We start from the raw sequence: 22,433 nt of genomic DNA, 5'->3' as shown, positions 1-22,433 counted from the left end.
GGGACGGTGCGGGAACCATAGCAGAAAACCCCCGCGCTGCAAATCAACGGCCGCCGGCGGCCAAATCGTCGGCGATTTTCCGGAGTATGCCGGGCCAAAGTCCGGGCCAGCCTTGGGCGTGCCCGGCATCGACGATCTCGACGCGGGCGTTCGGACGTCGGCGTAAGGCCGTTTGGACTAGCGCGGGCGGAATGTTTTGGTCGGCGGCGCCCAGAAAATGCCATTCCGGCAAGCCGCTGGCCGGCCGCCGCGCCGGGTTCAGCGAAGCTGTCAAGGCTTGGTAATGGTGCAGATCGGTCCAGGCGTCGATGTCGTAGTTACCGGCGACCGTGACGACGCCCAGCGTTTGCGGGAGGCGTTCGGCTAATAGCAGCGCCAAGCTGCCGCCGCCGCTATGGCCGATCAGTAGAAGTTTTTTGAAACCGCGCCGTTCGGTATAGTCGCGCAAGGCGTCCGCGAGAGTTTGCACCACGATCTCGCCGTAACGGGCGTCGGTCCACAGCGGCGGCGCGCAGCCGGGATCGGCGGCATGGCCGTTGTAGCAAGGGCGGGCGAGATACAGGCTGGGGGCCGAATCGAGCGCCTGTAACGGCAATACCACCGAGGCGCGGGTGGTGGGATCGGCGCTGGGTAGGATGCCGGCTTCATAGGGTCGGCCGTCGCCTTCCAGGTAAACGTGCAGTGGTTCCGATGCCGTCGAGCCGGGCCGGGAAAAGGTATCGAGCCGGAAGCCGTTGGCGATCACGGTTTCGGCGGTTAAGCCGAATTGGCGGGCTTGATTTTGGAGCTTGGCGGTGGGCGAGGCGCAAGCGGCCGTGACGACCGTCAACAGCAGTGCCGCCAGCCGCCGCCTAATCGCGCAAGCTCGGCGGAATGGCGCAAGGTTTATCGGCATCGGCGGTCGCCGGTTTGCCGACGGCCTGAGCCAAACAGGCTAAAATCCATCATCGTCTTTAAACTTTGCATACTGTCATGTCTGCCTTTGATAACGCATTCACCGCCTTTCGGCAATCGCAAATCAGCTTAGCGCAATTGCTGGCGGCGGCCGAGGCCTTAAACGCCGGACCGGAAGCGGATTTGGCCGCCGCCCGGCTGAGCCTGGAGCAAGCGCTAGCCGAGGGTGAACTCGAAGGCGCGACCTACCGACTACTTGTCGGCATTTGGGATGACCGGACCCGATTGGCCGAGAGCACGAGTACGCCGCCGACCGCGGCCGACGATGCAACCTTGGTGGCGATGCCGGCGGATGGCCGGAAACTCGCCCAAGCCAAAAAACCGGAGGCGGGCGACGACCCGACGTGGGTGGCAACAGCGGCCGGCGACGGGGACGCCACCGAAATTCTGAACCCGGCGGCGACCGCCGACGCGACTCGAGTTGGCGAGACCGTGGTGCCGGAAGCCGCGCCGGCTTCGACCACCAAGACGCCGACCTTGAATACCGAGTCCTTGCTGCAAGGTCTGGACCCCAATTTGCCGCGCACCGATCTGGTGGTCGGCGATACCGTCAAGAAACGTTTCGTGCTCGAGGAACTGCTGGGCGTCGGCGGGATGGGGATGGTATTCAAGGCCACCGACCTGCGCAAGGTCGAGGCGGCCGATAAGGATCCCTTTGTCGCGCTAAAGGTGCTGAACCGGGATTTTCAGTTCAACCCGATGGCCTTGGTGGCCTTGCAGCGCGAGACCAAGCGTGCTCAGACCCTAGCTCATCCGAATATCATTAAAGTCTACGACTTCGACCGCGACGACGCCGGCCACGTGTTTATGACGATGGAATATCTGCAAGGCCGGCCGCTCAGCCATTTGATCAGGGATCATGTCGATAGCGGTTTGCCCTTCAAGAAAGCTTGGCCGATCATTCACGCGATGGCCGAAGCGCTGGGTTACGCGCACAAGAAGAAGATCGTTCATTCCGATTTCAAGCCTGGTAACGTGTTTCTGGGCGACGACGGCGAAATTCGGGTGTTGGACTTCGGTATCGCCTGCGCGATCGGCCGTTCCGAAGCCGGCGGCGAGGACGCGACCGTGTTCAATGCCCGCGACTTGGGCGCGCTGACGCCGGCTTACGCCAGTTTGGAGCAATTGCAAAACCGCGATCCGGACCCGCGCGACGACATTTACGCGCTGGCCTGTATCAGTTACGAGCTGCTGACCGGCAAACACCCGTTCGGCAAACTGTCGGCGGAGAAAGTACTGGAAGTCAATTTGCAGCCCAAGGCCATTCCCAAGCTGGGTCGGCGGCAGTGGAAAGGCTTGCAAAAGGCCTTGGCCTTGCGTCAGGACAAACGCACCGCGACGATACGCGAGTTTTTGGCGGCGTTGGCGCCGCGTTCGGCGGCCTTCTTCGCGTTGTGGGGCGCGGCGGTGCTGGTGGCGCTGTCCGGCGGATTCAGCATTTACTGGCGTTTGGCGCATCCGCCCGGCGAAACCGTGCCTCAGGTTGCGATCAAGGCCTTGACGCCGGAAGAAGTACAGAAAATCCAGGATTTACAGGAATTGGCGGCGATTCATTTGGATGTCGGCTATCTAACCGCACCGACCGGCAGCAACGCCTGGTGGGCCTATCAGGAAATCTTGAAAATCGACCCCTACAATCAGGTAGCCGTCGACGGCATCAATAAAATTGCCGATTTGTTGGAGCAGCAAGCCTGGGAGCTTTACGAAAAAGGCCAGCGCGCCGAGGCTTTGAAAAAAGTCGGCGAAGGGTTGGAGGTCAATCCCGGTCACAAGGGCTTGCTGAGCTTGCAAGACAAATTGCGGAGTTAGTGAATCTGCGTGATTCTTATTTTGGCTTATAATTCAAGATGATTAATTACATTCTTAAATTTTGTCGAAATAGATTTGGCATGTAAGATGCCCGCATCGACTTAGAGGAGACATACTATGAAGAATAAGCAAAATACCGTTACGTCAATATCGCCGACGGCGAGCCGGATCGGCGTGGGCGTCGCGCTGGCTCTGTGCGGAGCGGTGATGTCTACCGCGCGGGCGACGCCGGCCAGCTTCAACGAAAACCAGAGCTCGGTGGATAACGCCATTTCCAAATGCTCGAATTTTTACAATCAGCAGGAATCCAACGCGCCATCCGCGTGTAATATCGAGAGCATCTCGGACTTAAAGAGTCTGACGCCGGATCAGGTGTTCGGCATGGGCAGTATCGCGACGCGGGTCAACGGCGGCAAGAATAGCTTGCCGTTCGGACAATCCGGCAAAATCAATTTGGGCGGCGGGGCCGGCGACGGCGATTTCTCGAAACTGTCGTTTTGGGGCAAGGTCGACAGTAGCTTCGGTTTGCACGACAACACGGCCTTGAATTTGGGCGGCTTTAAATTCGACAATCATAATTTCATGGCCGGCGCCGATTACCGTATCAGCGACCGCTGGTCCGCCGGCGCCGCCTTCAATTACAAGCGCGGCAATGCCACGTTTAACAGCGGCCGCGGCGAGACTTTGAGCGACAACTACATCGGCACGCTCTATAGCAGTTACTTCATTACCGATGCGTTGCACGTCGAGGGTACCGCGTCATACGGCGGCGTCGATTTCGAAACCAGCCGCAACATCAAGTTGGGCGGAACTTCGTCGATTGCCAGCGCGGCGCCGAGCGCCGATCAGTATGCTTTCAGCCTGGGCGGCGGCTACGACTTCAATTTCAAGGCCTTGACGGTAGCGCCTTATGCGCGCGGCGAATATACCGGTCTGGATATCGACCGCTATAGCGAGACCGGCAGTCCCGGCGCGGTGCGTTTCGGCAAGCAAAATATTCAATCGCTGATTTCGACGGTCGGCGTGCAGACCGCGTATTCGGTCAGTGTGCCGTGGGGGGTAGTGATTCCGCAGTTGCGCGGCGAATGGCACCATCAATTCATGGACGGCCGCCGCCAAGTCACCGGTAGCTTTGTCGCGGATGGTAGCGGCAGCACCTTTACGTTGGTCAACGACGCGCCGAGTCGCGATTACTATACCTTCGGCGCGGAAGTGTCCAGCGTGTTGCCGGGCGGCGTGTCGGCGTTTTTATCCTACGAAACCCTGCAAGGCTACCGGCATATCGACAGCAACCGCTTCATGCTGGGCGGCCGGATGGAGTTTTAAGCCGATTGCGTCCGCCAAACGCCGTCCGCGCCGCCTGGCGCGGCTGGCGTTTTTCGATGGGGCTCAATGCCTCGCCATGTTAGAATCCCGGCCATCATGACTTTCAGTTCGGCGAGTCCAGTGGCCAATTCATCCTTCCTAAGCGACCACACCGCGCCGGCGCGCGTGCGGGAAATCCCCTATAACTACACTTCGTTTTCCGATCGGGAAATCGTCATCCGTCTGCTCGGCGAGGACATCTGGTGGGTGTTGGATTCGCTGCGCGGCGAACAAATCACCGGTCGCTCGGCGCGCATGCTTTACGAAGTGTTGGGCGATATTTGGGCGGTGCGCCGCAATCCCTATCTGGAAGACGATTTGCTGAACAATCGCGACCGGCGCCGGGCCTTGCTCGACGCGTTGCGTCACCGGTTGCGGCAAATGGAGACGCGACAAGCGGAAATTGCCGACGATTCCGATCGGGCCGAACGCGTCGGTCAGTTGATTGCGGCCGTTCAGCAAGCCGTCGCCGATTTCGAGGCGCATTTCGAGCAAGCCGGCCAATTACGGCGTAGCGTATTGAGTTTGCTGACTCAATACACGCGCAAGGACAACATTTGCTTCGACGGTTTCGCCCGCGTTAGCCACGTCACCGACGCCACCGACTGGCGGGTCGAATATCCCTTCGTCGTGTTGTATCCGTCCAGCGAGGACGAGATCGGCCATTTGGTGCGCGGCTGCATCGAACTGGGTTTGACCATTATTCCGCGCGGCGGCGGCACCGGCTATACCGGCGGCGCGGTACCGCTGACGCCGTTTTCGGCGATCATCAATACCGAAAAACTGCTGGAAATGACGGCGGTCGAGCGCGAAACCCGCCTGCCGGGCGTGGAGAATCCGTACGCGACGATTTTCACCGGTGCTGGCGTCGTGACGCGCCGGGTCATGGAAGCCGCCGAGCGCTCGGGATTGGTGTTCGCCTGCGATCCAACCTCGGCCGATGCGTCTTGCGTGGGCGGCAATATCGCGATGAATGCCGGCGGTAAGAAAGCGGTGCTTTGGGGGACCGCGCTGGACAATCTGGCGTCGTGGCGGATGGTGACGCCGGACGGCAATTGGCTGGAAGTCGAGCGGCTCAATCACAATCTGGGCAAGATCCACGAGCAGGAACAGGTCAGTTTTAACTTAAAGCGCTACGACAGCAGCCGTCGCAATCTGCTAAGCGAAGAACGCCTGGATCTGCCTGGTGCGTTGTTTCGCAAGGTCGGCTTGGGCAAGGATGTGACCGACAAGTTTCTTGGCGGTTTGCCGGGGATACAGAAAGAGGGTTGCGACGGCATTATTACTTCGGCGCGCTGGGTGCTGCATGAAATGCCGCCGTACGCGCGCACCTTCTGTCTGGAGTTTTTCGGGCAAGTGCGCGAGGCGGTGCCGTCCATCGTCGAAATTCGCGATTATCTGGCCGGGTTGCCGAAAGACGGTCCGGCGCGGGTGATGCTGGCCGGCTTGGAGCACCTGGACGAGCGCTACGTCAAGGCGGTCGGTTACGCCACCAAGGCCAAGCGCCACGGCCGGCCGAAAATGGTATTGATCGGCGACATTGTCGGCGACGACGAACAGCAAGTCGCGCTGGCCGCGTCCGAAGTGGTCCGCTTGTGCAATGCGCGCGGCGCGGAAGGTTTTATCGCGGTCAGTCCGGAAACCCGCGCCAAGTTTTGGCTGGACAGGGCTAGAACGGCGGCGATCGCCCGCCATACCAATGCCTTCAAAATCAACGAAGACGTGGTGATACCGTTGCCGCGCATGGGCGATTATTGCGATGGCATCGAACGCATCAACATCGAATTGTCGCTGAGCAATAAACTGCGGCTATGCGATGCGTTGAGCGATTTGTTGCGCGGCGATTTGCCGTTGCGCGCTTATGAAGACAGCGTCGATAAAAGCGAGTTGATCGGCGACCGCCGGGCGCTGGCGTTGGAAACCGTCGCGGCGGTGCGCGAGCGCTGGCAGTGGTTGTTCGATCATCTGGATTTGCCGCTGGCGCGGGCCGAGGCCGAATTCGAACGTTACGGCATCGGCGCCGGTCCGTTGACCAATAGAGCCACGGAGCCGACCTTATTTCACCGGGTTCAGGACTACTCGCTACGGATTTCCTGGAAGACAGAGCTGTTGCCGCGCTTGCGGGAGATCTTCGATGGCGATAATTTTCGGCCGGTCGTCGAACGGATCGAGGCCACGCACAAGGAGATTCTACGTGGTCGAGTGTTCGTGGCTCTACACATGCACGCTGGCGACGGCAATGTGCATACCAATCTGCCGGTCAACTCCGATCACTACCAAATGCTGCAAGAAGCCAACGCCGCGGTCGCCAGAATCATGGCGCTGGCCCGTTCGCTGGGCGGGGCGATTTCCGGCGAGCACGGTATCGGTATTACCAAGTACGAATTTCTCGATGCGACTGAACTCGCCGAGTTTCACCGCTATAAAAACCAGGTCGATCCGGAAGGGCGCTTCAATCGCGGCAAGTTGATGCCGGGCGGCGATCTGAGCTCGGCTTACACCACATCCTTCAGTTTGATGGGATTCGAGTCGCTGATCATGCAGCAGAGCGACATCGGCGCGATTTCCGATTCGGTCAAGGATTGCCTGCGTTGCGGTAAGTGCAAGCCGGTCTGCGCGACTCACGTGCCGCGCGCCAATCTGCTCTATTCGCCGCGCAACAAGATTTTGGCGACGTCGCTGTTGATCGAGGCGTTCTTGTACGAGGAGCAAACCCGGCGCGGTATTTCGATTACGCATTGGAAGGAATTCGAGGACGTCGGCGAACACTGCACGGTGTGCCATAAATGTTTCAACCCTTGTCCGGTCGATATCGATTTCGGCGAGGTGTCGATGAATATGCGCAATTTGCTGCATAAAATGGGCAAGCAGAGTTTCAATCCGGGCAAGGCGCTGGCGATGGCGTTTTTGAATACGACCAGTCCGGGTACCGTGAAGGCGCTGCGCGCGGCGATGGTGGATTGGGGGTACAAGGCGCAGCGCTTGGGAACGGCGATGCTGGCACCGTGGGGCAGGGCGCAGAACCGCCAGCCGCCGGCGTCGGTGGGCAAGCCGGACGTGCGCGAGCAAGTCATTCATTTCATGAATCGGAAGATGCCGGCCAAGCTGCCGAACAAGACGGCCAGGGCCTTGCTGGACATCGAGGATAATCAAATCGTGCCGATTATTCGCGATCATGCCAAGACCCGTTCGGATTCCGAGTCGGTGTTTTATTTTCCCGGTTGCGGCTCCGAGCGCTTGTTCTCGCAAGTTGGTCTGGCGACCCAGGCGATGCTTTACGAGGTCGGCGTGCAAACCGTTTTACCGCCCGGTTATTTGTGTTGCGGTTACCCGCAGCGCGCGGCGGGTCAGTTCGACAAGGCCGAAAAAATCACCACCGATAACCGAGTGTTGTTTCATCGGGTGGCGAATACCTTGAACTATCTGGACATCAAGACCGTGATCGTCAGTTGCGGCACTTGCCTGGATCAGTTGGTCGATTACGAGTTCGAAAAAATTTTTCCGGGCTGCCGGCTATTGGATATTCACGAATATTTGTTAGAAAAGGGCGTTAGGTTGGACGGGGTCGACGGTGCTCGTTATCTGTATCACGATCCTTGTCACAGTCCGTTTAAGCAGCAAGAGCCGCTGAAAGTCGTCAGCGGCTTACTGGGCGCGCCGGTCGGCAAGTCCGACCGGTGTTGCGGCGAATCCGGTACTTTGGCGGTGGCGCGGCCGGACATCTCGACGCAGGTCCGCTATCGCAAGGCCGAGGAGTTGCAGAACGACGCCGCCAAGCTGCGCGCCGACGGTTACGATGGTCCGGTGCGAATGTTGACCTCCTGTCCGTCCTGCATGCAAGGATTGCAGCGTTATCAAGACGACGTCGAGCAACTGGAAGTCGATTACATCGTCGTCGAAATTGCCAAGCATGTGTTGGGCGAAAATTGGATGGCCGACTATTTGACCAAGGCCGGCAGCGGCGGCGTGGAGCGGGTGCTGCTTTAGTCCAACAAGCGGAAGTGATTTTTTGCTTTGGAGAATATAATCGGCGGGCTTGGCGGCGGCTTCAGTCGCGCCTAAGATATTCCGACACCAGTGTTTCCGTACTTTGCCCAACGGCTTTCAACGTAAAACTACTGTCGGTCTTGAAAAGAACTGTTCGCTCAAGACCGGAGATTTTTCGGTCGCCAAGTGACGGCGTTGCAGGCGGTTTATATAGGGTGTGTACTCGAACGAAGGGGTTTGAGTTCTGGCTTCCGAGGCGGGTTCCGCCCTGCTCCAAATACTGATTCGCTCGCGGCGGGTTTGGCTCAATCCGATATGTCGCTGAATCCAGCCTGTACGAGCGGCTCGGATGCGATAAGAGTGACGAAGAAATGGACGATTTGGAGCGGGAAACGAGACTCGAACTCGCGACCCCAACCTTGGCAAGGTTGTGCTCTACCAACTGAGCTATTCCCGCTTGAAGATGACATTGCCCGTTTGGGAAAATGTCGGTTTGATATCGACATCGGTCCAATACCTATGGAGGCTGCGACCGGAATCGAACCGGTGTATACGGCTTTGCAGGCCGCTGCATAACCACTTTGCTACGCAGCCGTTTAAGGTCCAACAAAAAAGCCGCGTAGCGGCGCGGCTTTAAAATTTGGAGCGGGAAACGAGACTCGAACTCGCGACCCCAACCTTGGCAAGGTTGTGCTCTACCAACTGAGCTATTCCCGCTTTGTTTCCGATCCGGCGTATTATAGGGTGTAAATTTTTTAAGTCAACAGTTATTGCAGGTTGATGCCGGAAGTCCAGGCGCGACGGCCTTGGCATTCGCCGCTGGCGGTAATTTCGACTTCGGCCCAAACCAGGTTTTTGTCGGTGGTATCGTTCTGGATTTGTAACAACTTGACCGGCGAATTCATCGGCATATGTTTGCATGCGCCGTCGCGGTCGTTTTCCTCGGTATCGTCGTAAGCCGCCAACGAGCCAGGGACGCCAACCAGTCTGACCGTGGCATTCGGATCGTAAGTATTCGGGCTTTTCAGAACGTAACTTTGTCCAACGACCAGCGGTTTTTGCTGATGAACGGGCAATTTGGGGTTCGATCCACCGCTAAAGATCATCAAGAGCAACAGCAAGGCCACGCCGCCGACGCCGCCGTAAAATACTTTCGGATTGGATTCCTTCAGGGCCAATATGGTCGCCAAAGCGTTAGCCGCTCCGGCTTCGACAGGGGCCGCGGCAGGTTCCGCAACTGATGCCGGTTGATTGGGTTCCTCGGCAGGGCTGCTGTTCTCTGTGTCGTTGGTGTTTTCTTCAAGGCTCATGCGATGTTTCCTCTTAAGCTAGTTATTATTATGGGACGGGCCGCTAAAGTTACCATGCTGACCAAACATTTCAAGCATTCGTTTAAAAGTCGTTTATTTTTGAGGGGTAGCTTGCGAGGTCTTATGAATTTAAGGCTGGAAAAATGCTCGGCTTGGCTATATATTAGGAAATACTTAATTACCCCCATTTCAACGCCATGCACACAACAGGTACACGTTTCGCAGTCTTGCTGATGGCTTCGTCATTGGGTTTGACGGCCCATGCCGAGTCGGCCGGCTCGGTTTACACATTGGCGCGGGCCATCGATCAAGCGTTGGCCGGCAATCCCGAACTCAACATTCTGCAAGCTAGAATCGAGCAGGCGAATGCCCAACTCGGCGAAGCCTTGGCCAGTTTTTATCCGCAGGTCAAAGCCAGCTTGTCCTACCAGCACAGCGACAATCCGGCGCAAGCGTTCGCTATGATCATCGCTCAGCGGCGGCTCGATTTTAACAGCGGTGATTTTAACCACCCAGGCGGCGTGGATAACTATCGCCCCCAAGTCACGGCTAGTTATTCGCTGTTTCGCGGCGGTCGGGATTACTATCTCGGTAAGGCCGCAGAGCTGGGAGTTGAGGCGTCGGAGCTGGAAAAATCGGCGCTTCGCAATCATTTGCTGAATAACGTGACCGCCGCCTATTACGGCGAACTGGCCGCGGTCGCGGCGCACAAGGTCAGTATCGGCGCGGTCGACGCGGTTGACAGCGAGTTGCGCCAATCCCGCTTGCGTTACGAGGCGGGCACCTTGCTGAAGTCGGAAGTCTTGTCGCTGGAGGTCCAATTGGCCGAAGCCAAGGATGCGGAAATTCAAGCGGCCAACGCCATCGAACTGGCACAGAACATGTTGAAAACCTTGCTCGGCTTGGGTGCCGGCGAGCCATTGTCGATAGCGGAGGCGGAGGCCGCGTTACCGGCCACGCCGGCGGCTTACGACGAGCTGTTGAATCAAGCGCGGACCCATCCGGAATTACAGGCGGCCCAAAAACGAGTCGAAATCGCCGAACGGCAACTTTCGGCCGCGCAAGGCGCGCATTTACCGCGCGCCGATGCTTACGTCAGTTACGGCTCCGATAGCCGGGACTTGGCTTTCAGTGCCAATCGCGACAATGTCACTGCCGGCGTCACGGTCGAGCTGGACTTGTTTTCAGGTTTCGCCACGCAAGAACGCATCAAAAAGGCCGAGCACGAATTGATCGCCGCCCAAGAAGCGGCGCGTCAGACCCGGTTACGTATCGAAAACGAGTTGCACAGTGCGCGCCTGAAACTGTCGGAAGCCCTGAATCGCGTGCAAGTCGCGGGCGTCGCGGTGTTGGCGGCCGAAGAAGCTCTGAGGCAGGTCAGCGAGCAATATCAGGCTGGCGTCGTGACGGTTACCCGCTATATCGAAGCCGAAGTGGCTAGAGACAAGGCCCACACCAGGCAAATCAACGCCCGATACGACGCGTTGCGCGCCGATGCGGAACTCAAGCAGGCTTACGGTGCTTGGCAATAAACTTCAGGAAGGAACATGACCTCTTCGAATACTCATTCCGCGTTGCCTGCTTGGGCAATTCCGCTGGCCGCCGTTTCGGCGCTGTTGTTGGTTATTTTCGTCGCATTGGGCATCATCGGCGGCCCAGAAAAAACCGAAGTCGGTACTACTCCGGCCGCCGTTAATTCGGTGCCGTCCGGCGCTCGAACTTACCGGGTCTCGTTGGCCGGTGCCGATCGGCTGTTGGAATGGCAGGGCGTGGTGCGTTCGCGCCAGGCCGTCAAAATCAGTCCGAAATTTTCCGCTCGGATAGTGGAGATTCCGGTTAAGGTTGGCGACAGGCTGAAAAAAGGCGAGGTGATTGCCAAACTGGACGACCGCGACCTGCGTGCCGCTTATAGCGCCGCGACTTCGGCGCAGGCCGCGGCTCAGGCTCAGGCCGTGCAAGCGGCGGCCGACGAAAAACGCGCTAGCGAACTGTTCGAAAAACAAGCCGCGACACGACAAAGCTACGACGCCGCGCTGGCTCGGGCGAAGGCGGCCAGGGCCTTGGCCGAGCAGGCCGCCAGTTCGGCTCGGCAAAGTCAGGTGATGATGGCCGAAAACGTGTTGTACGCGCCGTTCGACGGCGTGGTGGGCGAACGTTACCAAGACCCCGGCGATATGGGTGCGCCGGGGCAGCCGGTGGTCAGTTTTCATCAGCCCGATGCGCTCAGACTGGAAGTGCCGGTCGCCAGCGCGTGTAGCGGCCGCATCGGTTTGGGCGATGCCGCGGCGGTGCGTATCGACGGCGTTGAGCTGACCGGCCGGGGGGCGGAATTGGCGCCGGAAGTCGATCCGCAAACCCGCACCCGTCTGGTCAAAATCGATTTGCCGGTCACGCCCGGCTTGCAGCACGGTCAATTCGCCACCTTGGCGTTGCCTTGCGATTCGGTCGAATCGGCCCTATTAATCCCGGCCGGCGCGGTACTGAATATCGGCCAATTGCAGGCGGTGCGCGTGGTCGAAAACGGTGGGTGGCATGTTCGGCACATCCGCACCGGCAAGCGTTACGGCGAACGGCTCGAAGTGCTGACCGGCCTGCGCGACGGCGAAACCATCCTGGCGGATAGCGAGCTGGCCTTATGAGTTCGAGCAATGAGGCCAAAAAAGACACGCTGACGGTGGCGATTGTCCGGCTGTTCACCACGTCGCATCTGTCGCTGCTGTTCCTGCTGATCTCGCTACTGGCCGGCGCGGCGGCGCTGATACTGACGCCGCGCGAGGAAGATCCGCAAATCGTCGTGCCGGTGATGGATGTGTTCGTCAAATATCCCGGCGCGACGGCCGAGGAAGTCGAGAAGCGCGTGACGACTCCGCTGGAAGTGTTTCTAAAGCAAATTCAAGGCGTGGAATATGTTTACTCCGCGTCCAGTCCCGGTCAGGCGCTGGTCACGGTGCGCTATGAAGTGGGGCAAAGCATCGTCGATAGCTTGATCAAGACCCACGATAAGTTGCAGGCCAATCTGGACATCATCCCGCCGGGCGTCACCGATTGGGTGGTTAAGCCGGTCGAAATCGACGACGTGCCTATCGTGCTGCTCAGCTTGTCCAGCCCCAGGGCCGGCGAAGACAGCATGGCGGTTCGCCGGATCGCCGAGGAATTGATCGAACGCCTGCGCGCGATCGACGACATCGGCAAAAGTTGGGTGGTCGGCGCGGCGCCCAGGATGATTTCGGTATACCCCGACCCCGCCAAGCTGCAAGCCGCCGGTCTGGATTTGGCGGAGCTGCGGCAGGCCTTGTCGCAAGGCAATGCCAATCTGCAAATCGGTCATTTCAATCAAGCCGGAAAAGACATCTTGCTGGAAGCGGGGCCGCAGTATCAAAACCTCGAAGCCGTCGGCGCCACGGTGTTGAAAAACGTCGGCGGCCGTTTGGTTTATCTGCGTGACGTCGCCGAAATCCTCGACGGTCCGCAAGATACCGACTACTACACCCGAATTGGTTTTGGTCCGGCGGCGCATGAAGCGGAAACGGTTGGATATGCTTCCGGGCAACAGGTGCAAATCGGCGGCGGACCCGCTGCCGCATTTCCATCATCCCTGGCGGGCGAGGAAAGGCAAATGGCGACCATCGCGATCGCCAAGCGCAAGGGTGCCAACGCGGTAGCCGTCGCCGAACAAGTACTGGCGTTGACCGAACAATTACACGGCACGCTGATACCGGATGATGTGCAAATCAACGTCACCCGCAACTACGGCGAAACCGCCAACCATAAGGTCAACGAACTGGTGATGCACTTGAGCATCGCGATTTTGACCATCATCGTGTTGCTGGCCTTGTCCTTGGGTTTTAAGGAATCGCTAATCGTGTCGTTGGCGGTGCCGATGACGTTCGCTGTAACGCTGCTGCTGGATCTGATCTTCGGCTACACCATCAATCGGGTTACGCTGTTCGCGTTGATCTTGTCCTTGGGCTTGTTGGTCGACGACCCGATCGTCGATGTCGAGAACATCCATCGCCATTACAAGATGCGCAAGGAACCGCCGCTACAAGCCTTGCTGACCGCAGTCAACGAGATTCGTCCGCCGACGATATTGGCGACCTTTGCGGTGATCATGTCCTTCGTGCCGATGTTTTTCATCACCGGCATGATGGGGCCGTACATGGCACCGATGGCTTTCAACGTGCCGATCGCGATGCTGATGTCGTTGCTGATCGCCTTTACCGTTACACCTTGGGCCAGCTACAAACTACTGAAAGGCGATTACGGCAAGGATCATGGTCCCGAGTTCAAACTACACGACACGCGCGGCTTCAAGCTGTATCAAGCCATCATGCGGCCGCTGTTGGGCAATCAAGCCAAGGCCAAGGGGTTTTTGCTGATCGTATTCATTGCCTTCGTGTTGTCGGCGTTGATGGCGGTGTTCCGCGTCGTGCCTTTGAAACTCTTGCCGTTCGACAATAAAAACGAGCTGCAATTGGTCATCGACATGCCGCGCGGCTCGTCGCTGGAAGCCACCGACGAAGTCGCGGCGGCGGTCGGGCGCTATCTGGCCACCGTCAACGAGGTCGCCAATTATCAAAGCTATGTCGGTTTGGCCTCGCCGATGGATTTCAACGGTTTGGTGCGGCATTACTATTTGCGCCAAGGCGCTTACGTCGGCGACATCCGCGTGGTATTCGTCGATAAGACTCGCCGCGAACAACAGTCGCATGCGATTGCATTAAGAATGAGGCCCGAGATCGACAAAATCGAACGCCAATACGGCGCCAACATCAAGATCGTCGAAATGCCGCCGGGGCCTCCGGTATTGTCCAGCGTGGTCGCGGAGCTCTACGGTCCACCGGAAGCGAGCTATCAGGACATCATCAAGGTTTCCAACCGGGTGCGGGCTGAATTGGAACAAACCGAAGGCGTGGTCGATGTCGACGATTACGTCGAAGCGCCGCAAGACCGCTTGCATTTCATGCTCGATCAGGACAAGGCCGCGTGGCTTGGCATCACTACCGAGCAAGTCGCCAACAGTCTGAAATTGGCCGTGGACGGTGGGGTTGCCGGCACCTTGCATATTGCCAGCGAGCGCCAGCCGCTGTTGATCGAGCTGCGCTTGCCGCGTTCGGCCCGTTCGTCGGAGGCCGATTTGCTGGCGCTGTCGGTTAAAACCGGGCAGGGCAAGCTGGTGCGGCTGGGCGAAATCGGCCGCTTCGAGCACGATCACGGCGATCAGACCATCTATCATAAAAACCTGGAGCGGGTGTCCTACGTGCTCGGCGAAATGGCCGGCCGCAGTCCGGTCGAGGCAGTGTGGGATTTGGGCGACAAGTTGGAAGAAAAACCGCTGCCGCCCGGTTATCGCGCCGAAATGGCCGGCGAGGGCGAATGGAAAATTACCGTGGACGTGTTCCGCGACCTGGGCCTGGCCTTCGCGGCGGCGATGGTGATGATCTACATCCTGTTGGTCGGCCAAACCGGCTCGCTGGGCGTGCCGCTGATCATGATGATCGCGATTCCGTTGACCGTGATCGGCATCATGCCCGGCTTTTGGTTCATCAACCTGTTTGCGTCGGACGTCGGCCAATACGCCGATCCGGTGTACTTCACCGCCACCGCGATGATAGGCATGATCGCGCTGGCCGGCATCGTCGTGCGCAACTCCATCATTCTGATCGACTTCATCGAGAACATCTATCGGGGCAACCCGGACATCAGTCTGGCCGACGCCATTATCGAAGCCGGCGCCACCCGTTTGAACCCGATCTTTCTGACCGCCGCGTCGGCCGTGCTGGGCTCGGTGATGATTGTCCTCGACCCGATCTTTTCCGGCTTGGCCTGGAGCTTCATCTTCGGCATCATCGCATCCACGTTGTTCTCGCTGGTGGTAATTCCGTTGGTGTATTTTCTGATTAATAGGCATATGCCCAAGGAAATCGCGCTCGAAGAGTAACTATTGGGAGAGGCCAACCTGCGGGAGGACAATGTATGGCGTCAAGACTGATAAAGGCCGCGGCCGCGTTGCGCTTCTTCTGGCGCCGCGCGGAGCGGTGTTTGCCGGTTCCCGCCCTGCGCGGGGAATCAGGGGAGAACGGCGTGTCTAAGCAAAAAACCGTCGCAAATACTTTCCGGTATGCGAAGTTTTATGTTTGGCAATTTGCTTGGGCGTGCCTTCCGCCATCAGCGTGCCGCCGCCGCTGCCGCCTTCCGGCCCCATGTCGACGATCCAGTCGGCGGTTTTGATCACATCCAGGTTGTGTTCGATGACGATCAAGGTGTTGCCGTGGTCGCGTAGGGTATGCAGCACGCTGAGCAACTGCTTGATGTCGTGGAAGTGCAGGCCGGTGGTGGGTTCGTCGAGAATATATAGCGTGGTGCCGGTGTCGCGTTTGGATAGTTCTTTCGCCAGCTTGACCCGTTGCGCTTCGCCACCGGACAGGGTCACGGCGTTCTGGCCAAGGGTGATGTAGCTCAAGCCGACATCGATCAGGGTGTGCAGCTTGCGGGCCAGGCTGGGAATTGCCGAGAAAAACGCCGCCGCGTCTTCGACGGTCATTTCCAGTACTTCGTGGATAGTCTTACCCTTGTAGCGGATCTCCAGGGTTTCACGGTTATAGCGTTTGCCGTGGCAGATGTCGCAGGGTACGAAGATGTCTGGCAGAAAGTGCATTTCCACCTTGATTACGCCGTCGCCGGCGCAGGCCTCGCAGCGGCCGCCCTTGACATTGAAACTGAAACGGCCTGGATTGTAACCACGCGAACGAGCCTCCGGCACCGCCGAGAACAGCTCGCGGATCGGCGTGAAGATGCCGGTGTAGGTGGCCGGATTCGAGCGGGGGGTACGGCCGATCGGGCTTTGATCGATGTCCACCACCTTGTCGAATTGCTCCAAGCCTTCGATGGCCGCGCACGGCGCCGGAATACAACTGGCGCCGTTGATGACGCGGGCGGCGTGGCTGTATAGGGTGTCGTTGATCAGCGTCGATTTGCCGGAACCGGACACGCCGGTGACGCAGGTCAGCAAACCGACCGGGAAGCTGGCAGTGACGTTTTTCAGGTTGTTGCCGGAGGCGCCCTTGATCGTCAATTGCCGGGCAGTATCGTTGGGTGTGGTCTTCTTCGGCACTGCGATGGTTTCCGCGCCCGACAGGTATTGGCCGGTCAGCGAGTTGGCGTCGGCCAGAATTTGCGCGGGCGTGCCTTGCGCGACGATTTGACCGCCGTGCACGCCGGCGCCGGGGCCGATATCGACCACGTGGTCGGCGGCGCGAATGGCGTCTTCGTCGTGTTCGACGACGATCACGGTGTTGCCCAAGTCGCGCAATCTGAATAGCGTATTCAGCAAGCGTTCGTTGTCGCGCTGGTGCAAACCGATTGACGGTTCGTCCAGCACGTACATCACGCCGACCAGGCCGGCGCCAATTTGGCTAGCCAGCCTGATGCGTTGCGCTTCGCCGCCGGACAGCGTGTCGGCGCTGCGGTCCAGGGTCAGGTAATCCAGACCGACGTTGACTAAAAACTCCAGCCTTTCCTGGATTTCCTTGTTGATTTTGGCGGCGATTTCGCCGCGATGGCCGGGAATCGTCAGCGTCTGGAAGAAAGCCAATGTCTCCCGAATCGGCAAGCGGGTGATGTGATGTAGGGGACGGCCTTCGACGAACACGTTGCGCGCCGCTAAATTCAGGCGCGCGCCGTCGCAGACCGTGCAGGTCTGCTGCGCCAGATACTTGGCCAGTTCATCGCGTACCATCTGCGAATCGCTCTCGCGGTAGCGGCGCTCCATGTTGGGAATGATGCCTTCGAAGCTGTGCCGGCTGGTTTTGGCCTTGCCGTTGCCCATTTGGAATTGAAAGGCGATGGTCTCGTCGCCGCTACCATACAGAATCGCGGCTTGGACGGTTTTGGGAATATGCGAGAACGGCGCTTCCGGATCGAAACCGTAATGCGCGGCCAAGGCACAAATGATTTGGTAGTAATAGGCGTTGCGCCGATCCCAGCCGCGCACCGCGCCGCCGGCGAGACTTAGTTCCGGATTGTGTACGATCAATTGCGGATCGAAATGCTGGCGCACTCCGAGGCCGTCGCAACTGGGGCAAGCGCCTTTCGGATTGTTGAACGAAAAGATGCGCGGTTCGAGTTCGCTGAGGCTGTAGCCGCAGTGGGGGCAGGCGTAACGTTCCGAGAACAGCAGTTGCTGGTCGGTTTCCATCGACGCGGCAATCGCCAGGCCTTCCGACAGCCGCAATGCGGTTTCGAAGGATTCGGCCAGCCGCAGTTGAATGTCGTCGCGGATTTTAAAGCGATCGACGATGACTTCGATGGTGTGTTTTTTCTTTAAATCCAGGGCAGGGGGCTCGTCCAACTCGTAGACTTCGCCGTCGATGCGGGCGCGTAAAAAGCCCTGGGCCTTCAAGTCTTCCAGCAACAGCACATGCTCGCCCTTACGCGCGTTGACCACCGGCGCCAGCAGCATCCAGCGCTCGCCTTCGGGCTGCGCCAATACTTGATCGACCATTTGGCTGACAGTCTGCGCTTCCAGCGATACGCCGTGCTCCGGACAGCGCGGAATGCCGACCCTGGCGTATAGCAGACGCAGATAATCGTAAATCTCGGTGATCGTTCCGACGGTCGAGCGCGGGTTGTGCGAGGTGGATTTTTGCTCGATGGAAATCGCCGGCGACAAGCCTTCGATATGGTCGACGTCCGGCTTCTCCATCATCGACAAGAACTGGCGGGCGTAGGCCGACAGCGACTCGACGTAACGACGTTGGCCCTCGGCGTAAATGGTATCGAAAGCCAGCGACGACTTGCCGGAACCGGACAGGCCGGTAATGACGATCAACTTGTCGCGCGGTAGGTCGATGTCGATGTTCTTTAGATTGTGGGTGCGGGCGCCGCGTATGCTTATGGTGTCCATTGCTGAGCATAGTGAAAATTTACACAGCTCGATACTATAAAGGGTGGCCCGAGTCTGGGTAAAGAAGGCTGCGTAATTTATCCTTGATCCGGATAATGGCAAATTCTAAGTTTTCCCGCATTTGAACGTCTTTTGTTTGGTCATCCGGATTTCGGGGCGGCTTATTAGCGGACTCAGAAGAGACTGTTTGTTGAACTCCGAAACCTACATTGGTTATCAATGATTAGCAGTGCTATGATTCGGTCGTTGACGATGTATTTCAAAGCTTAAATCCGACCTTTGGGGGATTAATGTCCGGCAAGATCATGGATTTTTACAACTGGGCTCGGCCTTGGCGAGAGCGGTTCGGTATATGGCACGGCCTGAAAATTGCGATGGTCATGCGTAAAGCACTTTGGTCTTTACCTGCGAACAGTGAAGTTGTTGTTAAAGTGCCAGGTATTTCTAAACCGATAACTCTTCGGGCCGGTACTTCCGATCCGGAAGTGTTTATGCAGATTTTTAAGGAACTTCAAGCTGATTTCCCCATTTCTGGTGAACCTCGAGTGATCGTCGATGCTGGTGCCAACATTGGATTGGCTAGCGTCGTGTTTGCACATCGGTTTCCTCGGGCGGAAATATTGGCGTTGGAGATTGACCGGCAAAATTTCGAACTATTACGGAGAAATACTGCGGACTATCCTAATGTCAAGGCAGTTTTGAAGGGGCTTTGGTCTAAAAAAACCGATATTTTCGTCACAAATCCTGGGGCCGAATCCTGGGCTTTTCAGGTATCTGAGCAATCTGTGTCGGATGGTCGGTCGATAAGCGCGTTGGGTGTGAAAGATATATTGGAAGAATATTCATACGCTAGAATCGATTTACTGAAGATAGACATTGAGGGGAGTGAGTATGAAGTTTTCAAGGATGGTGTTGACGATTGGATAGACCGGGTTGGAATGCTCGCCATAGAAGTACACGATAGATTCCGTCCCGGTTGTACGGAGGCGATTCGGCGAGCTCTGCAGCCTTATGGTTTTATTGAGTCAAACTGGGCGGAATACTTGCTGTTTACCCGCGATGAATGACATGCAAATGCGCAGATTATCTGGAAACACATAGGATATGTCTATCTCCGCCACGCCATCCAGACTCTTGTCGGGATTGTGTTACGCCTGTTGCGGATCGAAATGTTGGCGTACGTTCTGGCTATCTCAATTGGGTCAGGCGTAGCGCTCGGAGAACAACAGCAGAGTTGCTCGCCACTTTCCTTCGACGTCGCAATAGCCAAGCCCTCCGACAAGCGCCAGGCGGTTTCGAAGGATTCGGTCAACCGAGTTGATGCGGGCGCGCGAAAAGCCCAGGGTCTTCCAGTAGTACACGTGCTCGTCCTTGCGCGCGTTGACTAGCGGCGTCCAGCGCTCGCCTTCGGGCTGCGCCAATACTTGATCGACCACCTGACTGACAGTCTGCATGCTATACGGGCTGAATCCGGTCAGGGCAAAGCCGATTAGCGGGGCGAGGGCCTAGGCAACGATGCCGCGCGCGACGTGCGGGTTGGGCGCGCTTTCAAAGTTTGCCGTGTATCGGCAGGCGGGGCTCGCTTTGAATGTCGATCTGAATCGCGCCAAGTAATAATTGAAAGCCTAACACGATAGGCAGCACCGCCAACATCACGGTACCTGCGCTGGATAATACCCCGGCCATGCTGTTGTGGTACCAATGCCAGGCGCCGAATAAGGCGCCGCCGCCGAATAAGATCGAGCCGCTGATAAACATGATTGAGGCGGCATTAAAACCGCGGAGAAAATAACTGTAAAACAGTCGCTTGAAAAAACGGTTTAAATACAGCCCGGAAAATTCGAAGACGATGCGGCCGATTGACAGGTTGCTCACCTCGTTGGCGTAAACCGCGCGCATCGGAACGTCCTCGACCACCGCCCGCATCACGTTCAAACGAAATAGCAGATCGGATTCGAAGAAAAAGCGCCGAGACAGTTTGTCGAGCGGCAATTCCTCGGCGATTTTGGCGTGTATCGCGACGTAGCCGTTGGTGGGGTCCATGATGTTCCAATAACCGGTCGACATTTTGGCGATGAACGACAATAGGGTGTTACCCAATAGACGCAAAGTCGGCATGCCGTGCAGATAATCCAGCCGGTAAAAGCGGTTGCCCTTGCAATAGTCGGCTCGTCCCAAGCGAATCGGTTCGACGAATTTGTCGATCAGGGCGGGGTCCATCTGGCCGTCCCCGTCGATTTTGACGATGATGTCGGTGTGGTCGGCCAAGGCGGCGCGGATGCCGGAAATTACCGCTCCGCCGACGCCTTGGTTTTTAGCGTGACGCAGAATTCTCAGGCGCGGATCGCTGAGGTGTTGTTCGACCCAGTCGGCGGTTCGTTCGGGGCAGGCGTCGTCCACCAAATAGATCGCCGACACTTGCGGACCGATCCGGGTTAATACTCGCAGCACTTCGGCGCCGGTCTTGTAACAGGGAATCACTACCGCAATCCGCATCAGGCGCTTCCTATCGCGACGATGCCGGCGACGATCAGTAGCGAGCCGAATAACATTTGTAAATTCCAGACTTCGCCAAACAGATAGTGCGCTGCCAGCGGCACGATTAAGTAGGCCGCCGCGGTGAACGGATAAGCCTTGCCTAGCGGAACCGAATTTAGGACGTACACCCACAAGCCGGTGGTCAGTGCGTATAACAGCAGGCCGCCGAGCAAATAGGGATTGCGCAGGGCATCCAGCAGTCCGGCGCTGAGAGTAGCGGTTGAAATTGAGGTTGCGGCCTTTTTAAACAGTAACTGACCGGCCGCCAACGCCAGCGTTACAGTCAGGCACAACAACAGACTAAGTGGTTTCATCGGCGCGCCTCCTCAGCCAAGCGGGCATGCGCGCGACCAGACCGGCGGCCAGCGCGTATGCGATCGGATAGATCGGGAAGGCGTAACGCGGTAGCGGCGCCAACACGGTATGAACGGCGGTGAAATAGACGACCAGCGCCGCGCAAAGCAACCACGCCGGCTGGGTCGCGGGACTCGAGCGGCGGCGGCAAAGGTCGATCAGAGTCCAAAGGCAAGCGGCGGCCGTCAGCGCGATGATGAACGGATGCAGCGCCATCATGCCGTTCAAGCTGGCCGCCGGAATGGCTTGCCGGGTAAATACCGACGAATTGATGTTATAAACGTACGGGCCGCCAGGGCCGGCCACTTCTTCGGCTTGCCAGTACATCATCGGCTTACCGAACACATACCAATTTAAAAATTTCCAGGGTTCCGCTGCGGCGCGCTCGCGAATGACCCGATAGGCCTCACCCAAGCTTTGGCTCATGTCCGCATATTGGGGGTCTTCTCGGTAGGGATACGCTTTAAACTCCGGGCTTTTAAAAATTAAGTCGGGGTAACCGCCCAAGGTCAGGGCCGCCGCAGCCAAACTGACTTCTCCGGCTTGGCGGTGCTTGGATTGCCAAATTTGCCAGGGTGACCAAATCACTGCGGCGGTCACAGCCATGATCAGGCAATTTTTTAAATGGTTTCGGGTCCACCAAGCCAGCGGCAGCAGCGTGCCGGGAAGCAGCAATACAGCCGGGCGGACGTAAGCCGCTAAAGCCAATACCACGCCGCATGCCACGAATAGGGTCGGGCGACCTCTCGAAAACCCGGCAAGCAGCAGGGCCAAGCAGAATGTGATCAAGAAGCTCGACAAGGTTTCTGTCAGGATATAGCCCGCTCCGATAATCAATTGTGGCGACAGCGCGACCAACAAACCGGCAGGGACTGCGGCTTGCAAGCCGCCGATCCGTAACGCCAAGTAGAACGCGCCCACGACGGTCAGGCTGGATAGAAGCGCCTGACTCAGTAAAACGGCATTGTAAAAGTGCTGGATGTCACCGGTAGCGTCCAATATTGCCGCTAGAAAGGCCGGATAGCCGGGACTGATCAACGTGGATGGCGTAAACGGGGCCGATTCGGCCAGCGAATAACCGTGATTTTCGACCAAATTGATTGCCAGTTGCAGATATTTGCCGGCGTCGGCTCGAAACGGGTAGTCGATTTCCATCGAGTATACGTAGCTCAAACGAGGCAGCAGTCCGCAGACGAAAACGAAAGCGGCAA

Annotated in this window: 14 protein-coding genes and 3 tRNA genes; 7 read left to right on the top strand and 10 right to left on the bottom strand. The window is 57.9% G+C overall.

Annotated elements, in window-relative coordinates; all coding sequences use genetic code 11:
- Positions 1-43 precede the first annotated feature (43 nt).
- A complete protein-coding gene (locus ACQE3D_RS15890; RefSeq protein WP_281020863.1) occupies positions 44-895 on the bottom strand; it encodes an alpha/beta fold hydrolase in 852 nt (283 codons plus the stop codon).
- 77 nt (positions 896-972) lie between these two features.
- On the opposite strand from ACQE3D_RS15890, the gene ACQE3D_RS15885 reads away from it, so the two are divergent.
- The 3 genes from ACQE3D_RS15885 to ACQE3D_RS15875 all read left to right on the top strand — a co-directional run bounded on the left by ACQE3D_RS15885 (position 973) and on the right by ACQE3D_RS15875 (position 8,115).
- Entirely contained in the window at positions 973-2,763 is a 1,791-nt protein-coding gene (locus tag ACQE3D_RS15885) for a serine/threonine-protein kinase (protein WP_281020862.1), read from the top strand.
- 117 nt (positions 2,764-2,880) lie between these two features.
- Positions 2,881-4,089: an autotransporter outer membrane beta-barrel domain-containing protein gene (locus ACQE3D_RS15880; protein WP_313729773.1), complete on the top strand. Its 1,209-nt coding sequence runs from the start codon at positions 2,881-2,883 to the stop codon at positions 4,087-4,089.
- Between the two features lie 120 nt (positions 4,090-4,209).
- Positions 4,210-8,115 (top strand): FAD/FMN-binding oxidoreductase, encoded by a 3,906-nt coding sequence (locus tag ACQE3D_RS15875; protein WP_313729774.1) that lies wholly within the window; start codon positions 4,210-4,212, stop codon positions 8,113-8,115.
- Positions 8,116-8,496: 381 nt separating this feature from the next.
- On the opposite strand, the gene ACQE3D_RS15870 is transcribed toward ACQE3D_RS15875, so the two are convergent.
- From ACQE3D_RS15870 to ACQE3D_RS15855, 4 genes are all read right to left on the bottom strand, one after another.
- A tRNA-Gly gene (locus tag ACQE3D_RS15870) sits at positions 8,497-8,572 on the bottom strand.
- Positions 8,573-8,635: 63 nt separating this feature from the next.
- Positions 8,636-8,709, bottom strand: a tRNA-Cys gene (locus ACQE3D_RS15865).
- A 47-nt stretch (positions 8,710-8,756) separates the two neighbouring features.
- Positions 8,757-8,832 (bottom strand) — tRNA-Gly (locus ACQE3D_RS15860).
- Between the two features lie 50 nt (positions 8,833-8,882).
- Positions 8,883-9,425, bottom strand: coding sequence for a hypothetical protein (locus ACQE3D_RS15855; protein WP_071155652.1), 543 nt, complete (start codon positions 9,423-9,425; stop codon positions 8,883-8,885).
- A gap of 233 nt (positions 9,426-9,658) precedes the next feature.
- On the opposite strand from ACQE3D_RS15855, the gene ACQE3D_RS15850 reads away from it, so the two are divergent.
- The 3 genes from ACQE3D_RS15850 to ACQE3D_RS15840 are packed head-to-tail and all read left to right on the top strand — an operon-like array spanning position 9,659 to position 15,366.
- Positions 9,659-10,957, top strand: a complete 1,299-nt coding sequence (locus ACQE3D_RS15850; RefSeq protein ID WP_313729775.1) for a TolC family protein — start codon at positions 9,659-9,661, stop codon at positions 10,955-10,957.
- Positions 10,958-10,972: 15 nt separating this feature from the next.
- Complete coding sequence (locus ACQE3D_RS15845) at positions 10,973-12,064, top strand: efflux RND transporter periplasmic adaptor subunit (protein ID WP_313729776.1); 1,092 nt, start codon at positions 10,973-10,975, stop codon at positions 12,062-12,064.
- Complete coding sequence (locus ACQE3D_RS15840) at positions 12,061-15,366, top strand: efflux RND transporter permease subunit (RefSeq protein ID WP_313729777.1); 3,306 nt, start codon at positions 12,061-12,063, stop codon at positions 15,364-15,366. The genes ACQE3D_RS15845 and ACQE3D_RS15840 overlap by 4 nt, the downstream gene beginning before the upstream one ends.
- A 147-nt stretch (positions 15,367-15,513) precedes the next feature.
- On the opposite strand, the gene uvrA is transcribed toward ACQE3D_RS15840, so the two are convergent.
- On the bottom strand, positions 15,514-18,330 hold the full coding sequence (gene uvrA, locus ACQE3D_RS15835) for an excinuclease ABC subunit UvrA (protein WP_313729778.1): 2,817 nt from the start codon (positions 18,328-18,330) through the stop codon (positions 15,514-15,516).
- Positions 18,331-18,620: 290 nt separating this feature from the next.
- Between uvrA and ACQE3D_RS15830 the strand changes: the two genes are divergently transcribed.
- Positions 18,621-19,397 carry an FkbM family methyltransferase gene (locus tag ACQE3D_RS15830; RefSeq protein WP_071155642.1) on the top strand — a complete coding sequence of 259 codons (777 nt, stop codon included), beginning with the start codon at positions 18,621-18,623 and terminating at the stop codon, positions 19,395-19,397.
- A 135-nt stretch (positions 19,398-19,532) separates the two neighbouring features.
- On the opposite strand, the gene ACQE3D_RS15825 is transcribed toward ACQE3D_RS15830, so the two are convergent.
- The 4 genes from ACQE3D_RS15825 to ACQE3D_RS15810 all read right to left on the bottom strand — a co-directional run bounded on the left by ACQE3D_RS15825 (position 19,533) and on the right by ACQE3D_RS15810 (position 22,395).
- Complete coding sequence (locus ACQE3D_RS15825) at positions 19,533-19,784, bottom strand: hypothetical protein (protein ID WP_313729779.1); 252 nt, start codon at positions 19,782-19,784, stop codon at positions 19,533-19,535.
- Between the two features lie 94 nt (positions 19,785-19,878).
- Entirely contained in the window at positions 19,879-20,826 is a 948-nt protein-coding gene (locus ACQE3D_RS15820) for a glycosyltransferase family 2 protein (protein ID WP_071155640.1), read from the bottom strand.
- Positions 20,826-21,182: an EamA family transporter gene (locus tag ACQE3D_RS15815; RefSeq protein ID WP_313729780.1), complete on the bottom strand. Its 357-nt coding sequence runs from the start codon at positions 21,180-21,182 to the stop codon at positions 20,826-20,828. Before ACQE3D_RS15815 ends, ACQE3D_RS15820 begins: the two co-directional genes overlap by 1 nt.
- Positions 21,169-22,395, bottom strand: coding sequence for a hypothetical protein (locus ACQE3D_RS15810; protein WP_427550989.1), 1,227 nt, complete (start codon positions 22,393-22,395; stop codon positions 21,169-21,171). Before ACQE3D_RS15810 ends, ACQE3D_RS15815 begins: the two co-directional genes overlap by 14 nt.
- Positions 22,396-22,433: the final 38 nt, after the last annotated feature.

This window comes from Methylomonas sp. MS20 (genome assembly GCF_050275925.1).
In the GTDB taxonomy this organism is placed as follows: Bacteria; Pseudomonadota; Gammaproteobacteria; order Methylococcales; family Methylomonadaceae; genus Methylomonas; species Methylomonas koyamae_A.
The sequence above is the reverse complement of the archived record's forward strand: the minus strand, read 5'-3'. Positions and strand labels throughout refer to the sequence as shown.

What these genes read in the sequence shown, in the direction of transcription:
- ACQE3D_RS15815 (WP_313729780.1), bottom strand. Translation starts at nt 21,182, where the DNA reads ATGAAACCACTTAGTCTGTTGTTGTGCCTGACTGTAACGCTGGCGTTG.
- ACQE3D_RS15890 (WP_281020863.1), bottom strand. Translation starts at nt 895, where the DNA reads ATGCCGATAAACCTTGCGCCATTCCGCCGAGCTTGCGCGATTAGGCGG.
- ACQE3D_RS15880 (WP_313729773.1), top strand. Translation starts at nt 2,881, where the DNA reads ATGAAGAATAAGCAAAATACCGTTACGTCAATATCGCCGACGGCGAGC.
- ACQE3D_RS15830 (WP_071155642.1), top strand. Translation starts at nt 18,621, where the DNA reads ATGTCCGGCAAGATCATGGATTTTTACAACTGGGCTCGGCCTTGGCGA.
- ACQE3D_RS15845 (WP_313729776.1), top strand. Translation starts at nt 10,973, where the DNA reads ATGACCTCTTCGAATACTCATTCCGCGTTGCCTGCTTGGGCAATTCCG.
- ACQE3D_RS15855 (WP_071155652.1), bottom strand. Translation starts at nt 9,425, where the DNA reads ATGAGCCTTGAAGAAAACACCAACGACACAGAGAACAGCAGCCCTGCC.
- uvrA (WP_313729778.1), bottom strand. Translation starts at nt 18,330, where the DNA reads ATGGACACCATAAGCATACGCGGCGCCCGCACCCACAATCTAAAGAAC.
- ACQE3D_RS15885 (WP_281020862.1), top strand. Translation starts at nt 973, where the DNA reads ATGTCTGCCTTTGATAACGCATTCACCGCCTTTCGGCAATCGCAAATC.
- ACQE3D_RS15820 (WP_071155640.1), bottom strand. Translation starts at nt 20,826, where the DNA reads ATGCGGATTGCGGTAGTGATTCCCTGTTACAAGACCGGCGCCGAAGTG.
- ACQE3D_RS15850 (WP_313729775.1), top strand. Translation starts at nt 9,659, where the DNA reads ATGGCTTCGTCATTGGGTTTGACGGCCCATGCCGAGTCGGCCGGCTCG.
- ACQE3D_RS15840 (WP_313729777.1), top strand. Translation starts at nt 12,061, where the DNA reads ATGAGTTCGAGCAATGAGGCCAAAAAAGACACGCTGACGGTGGCGATT.
- ACQE3D_RS15825 (WP_313729779.1), bottom strand. Translation starts at nt 19,784, where the DNA reads ATGCAGACTGTCAGTCAGGTGGTCGATCAAGTATTGGCGCAGCCCGAA.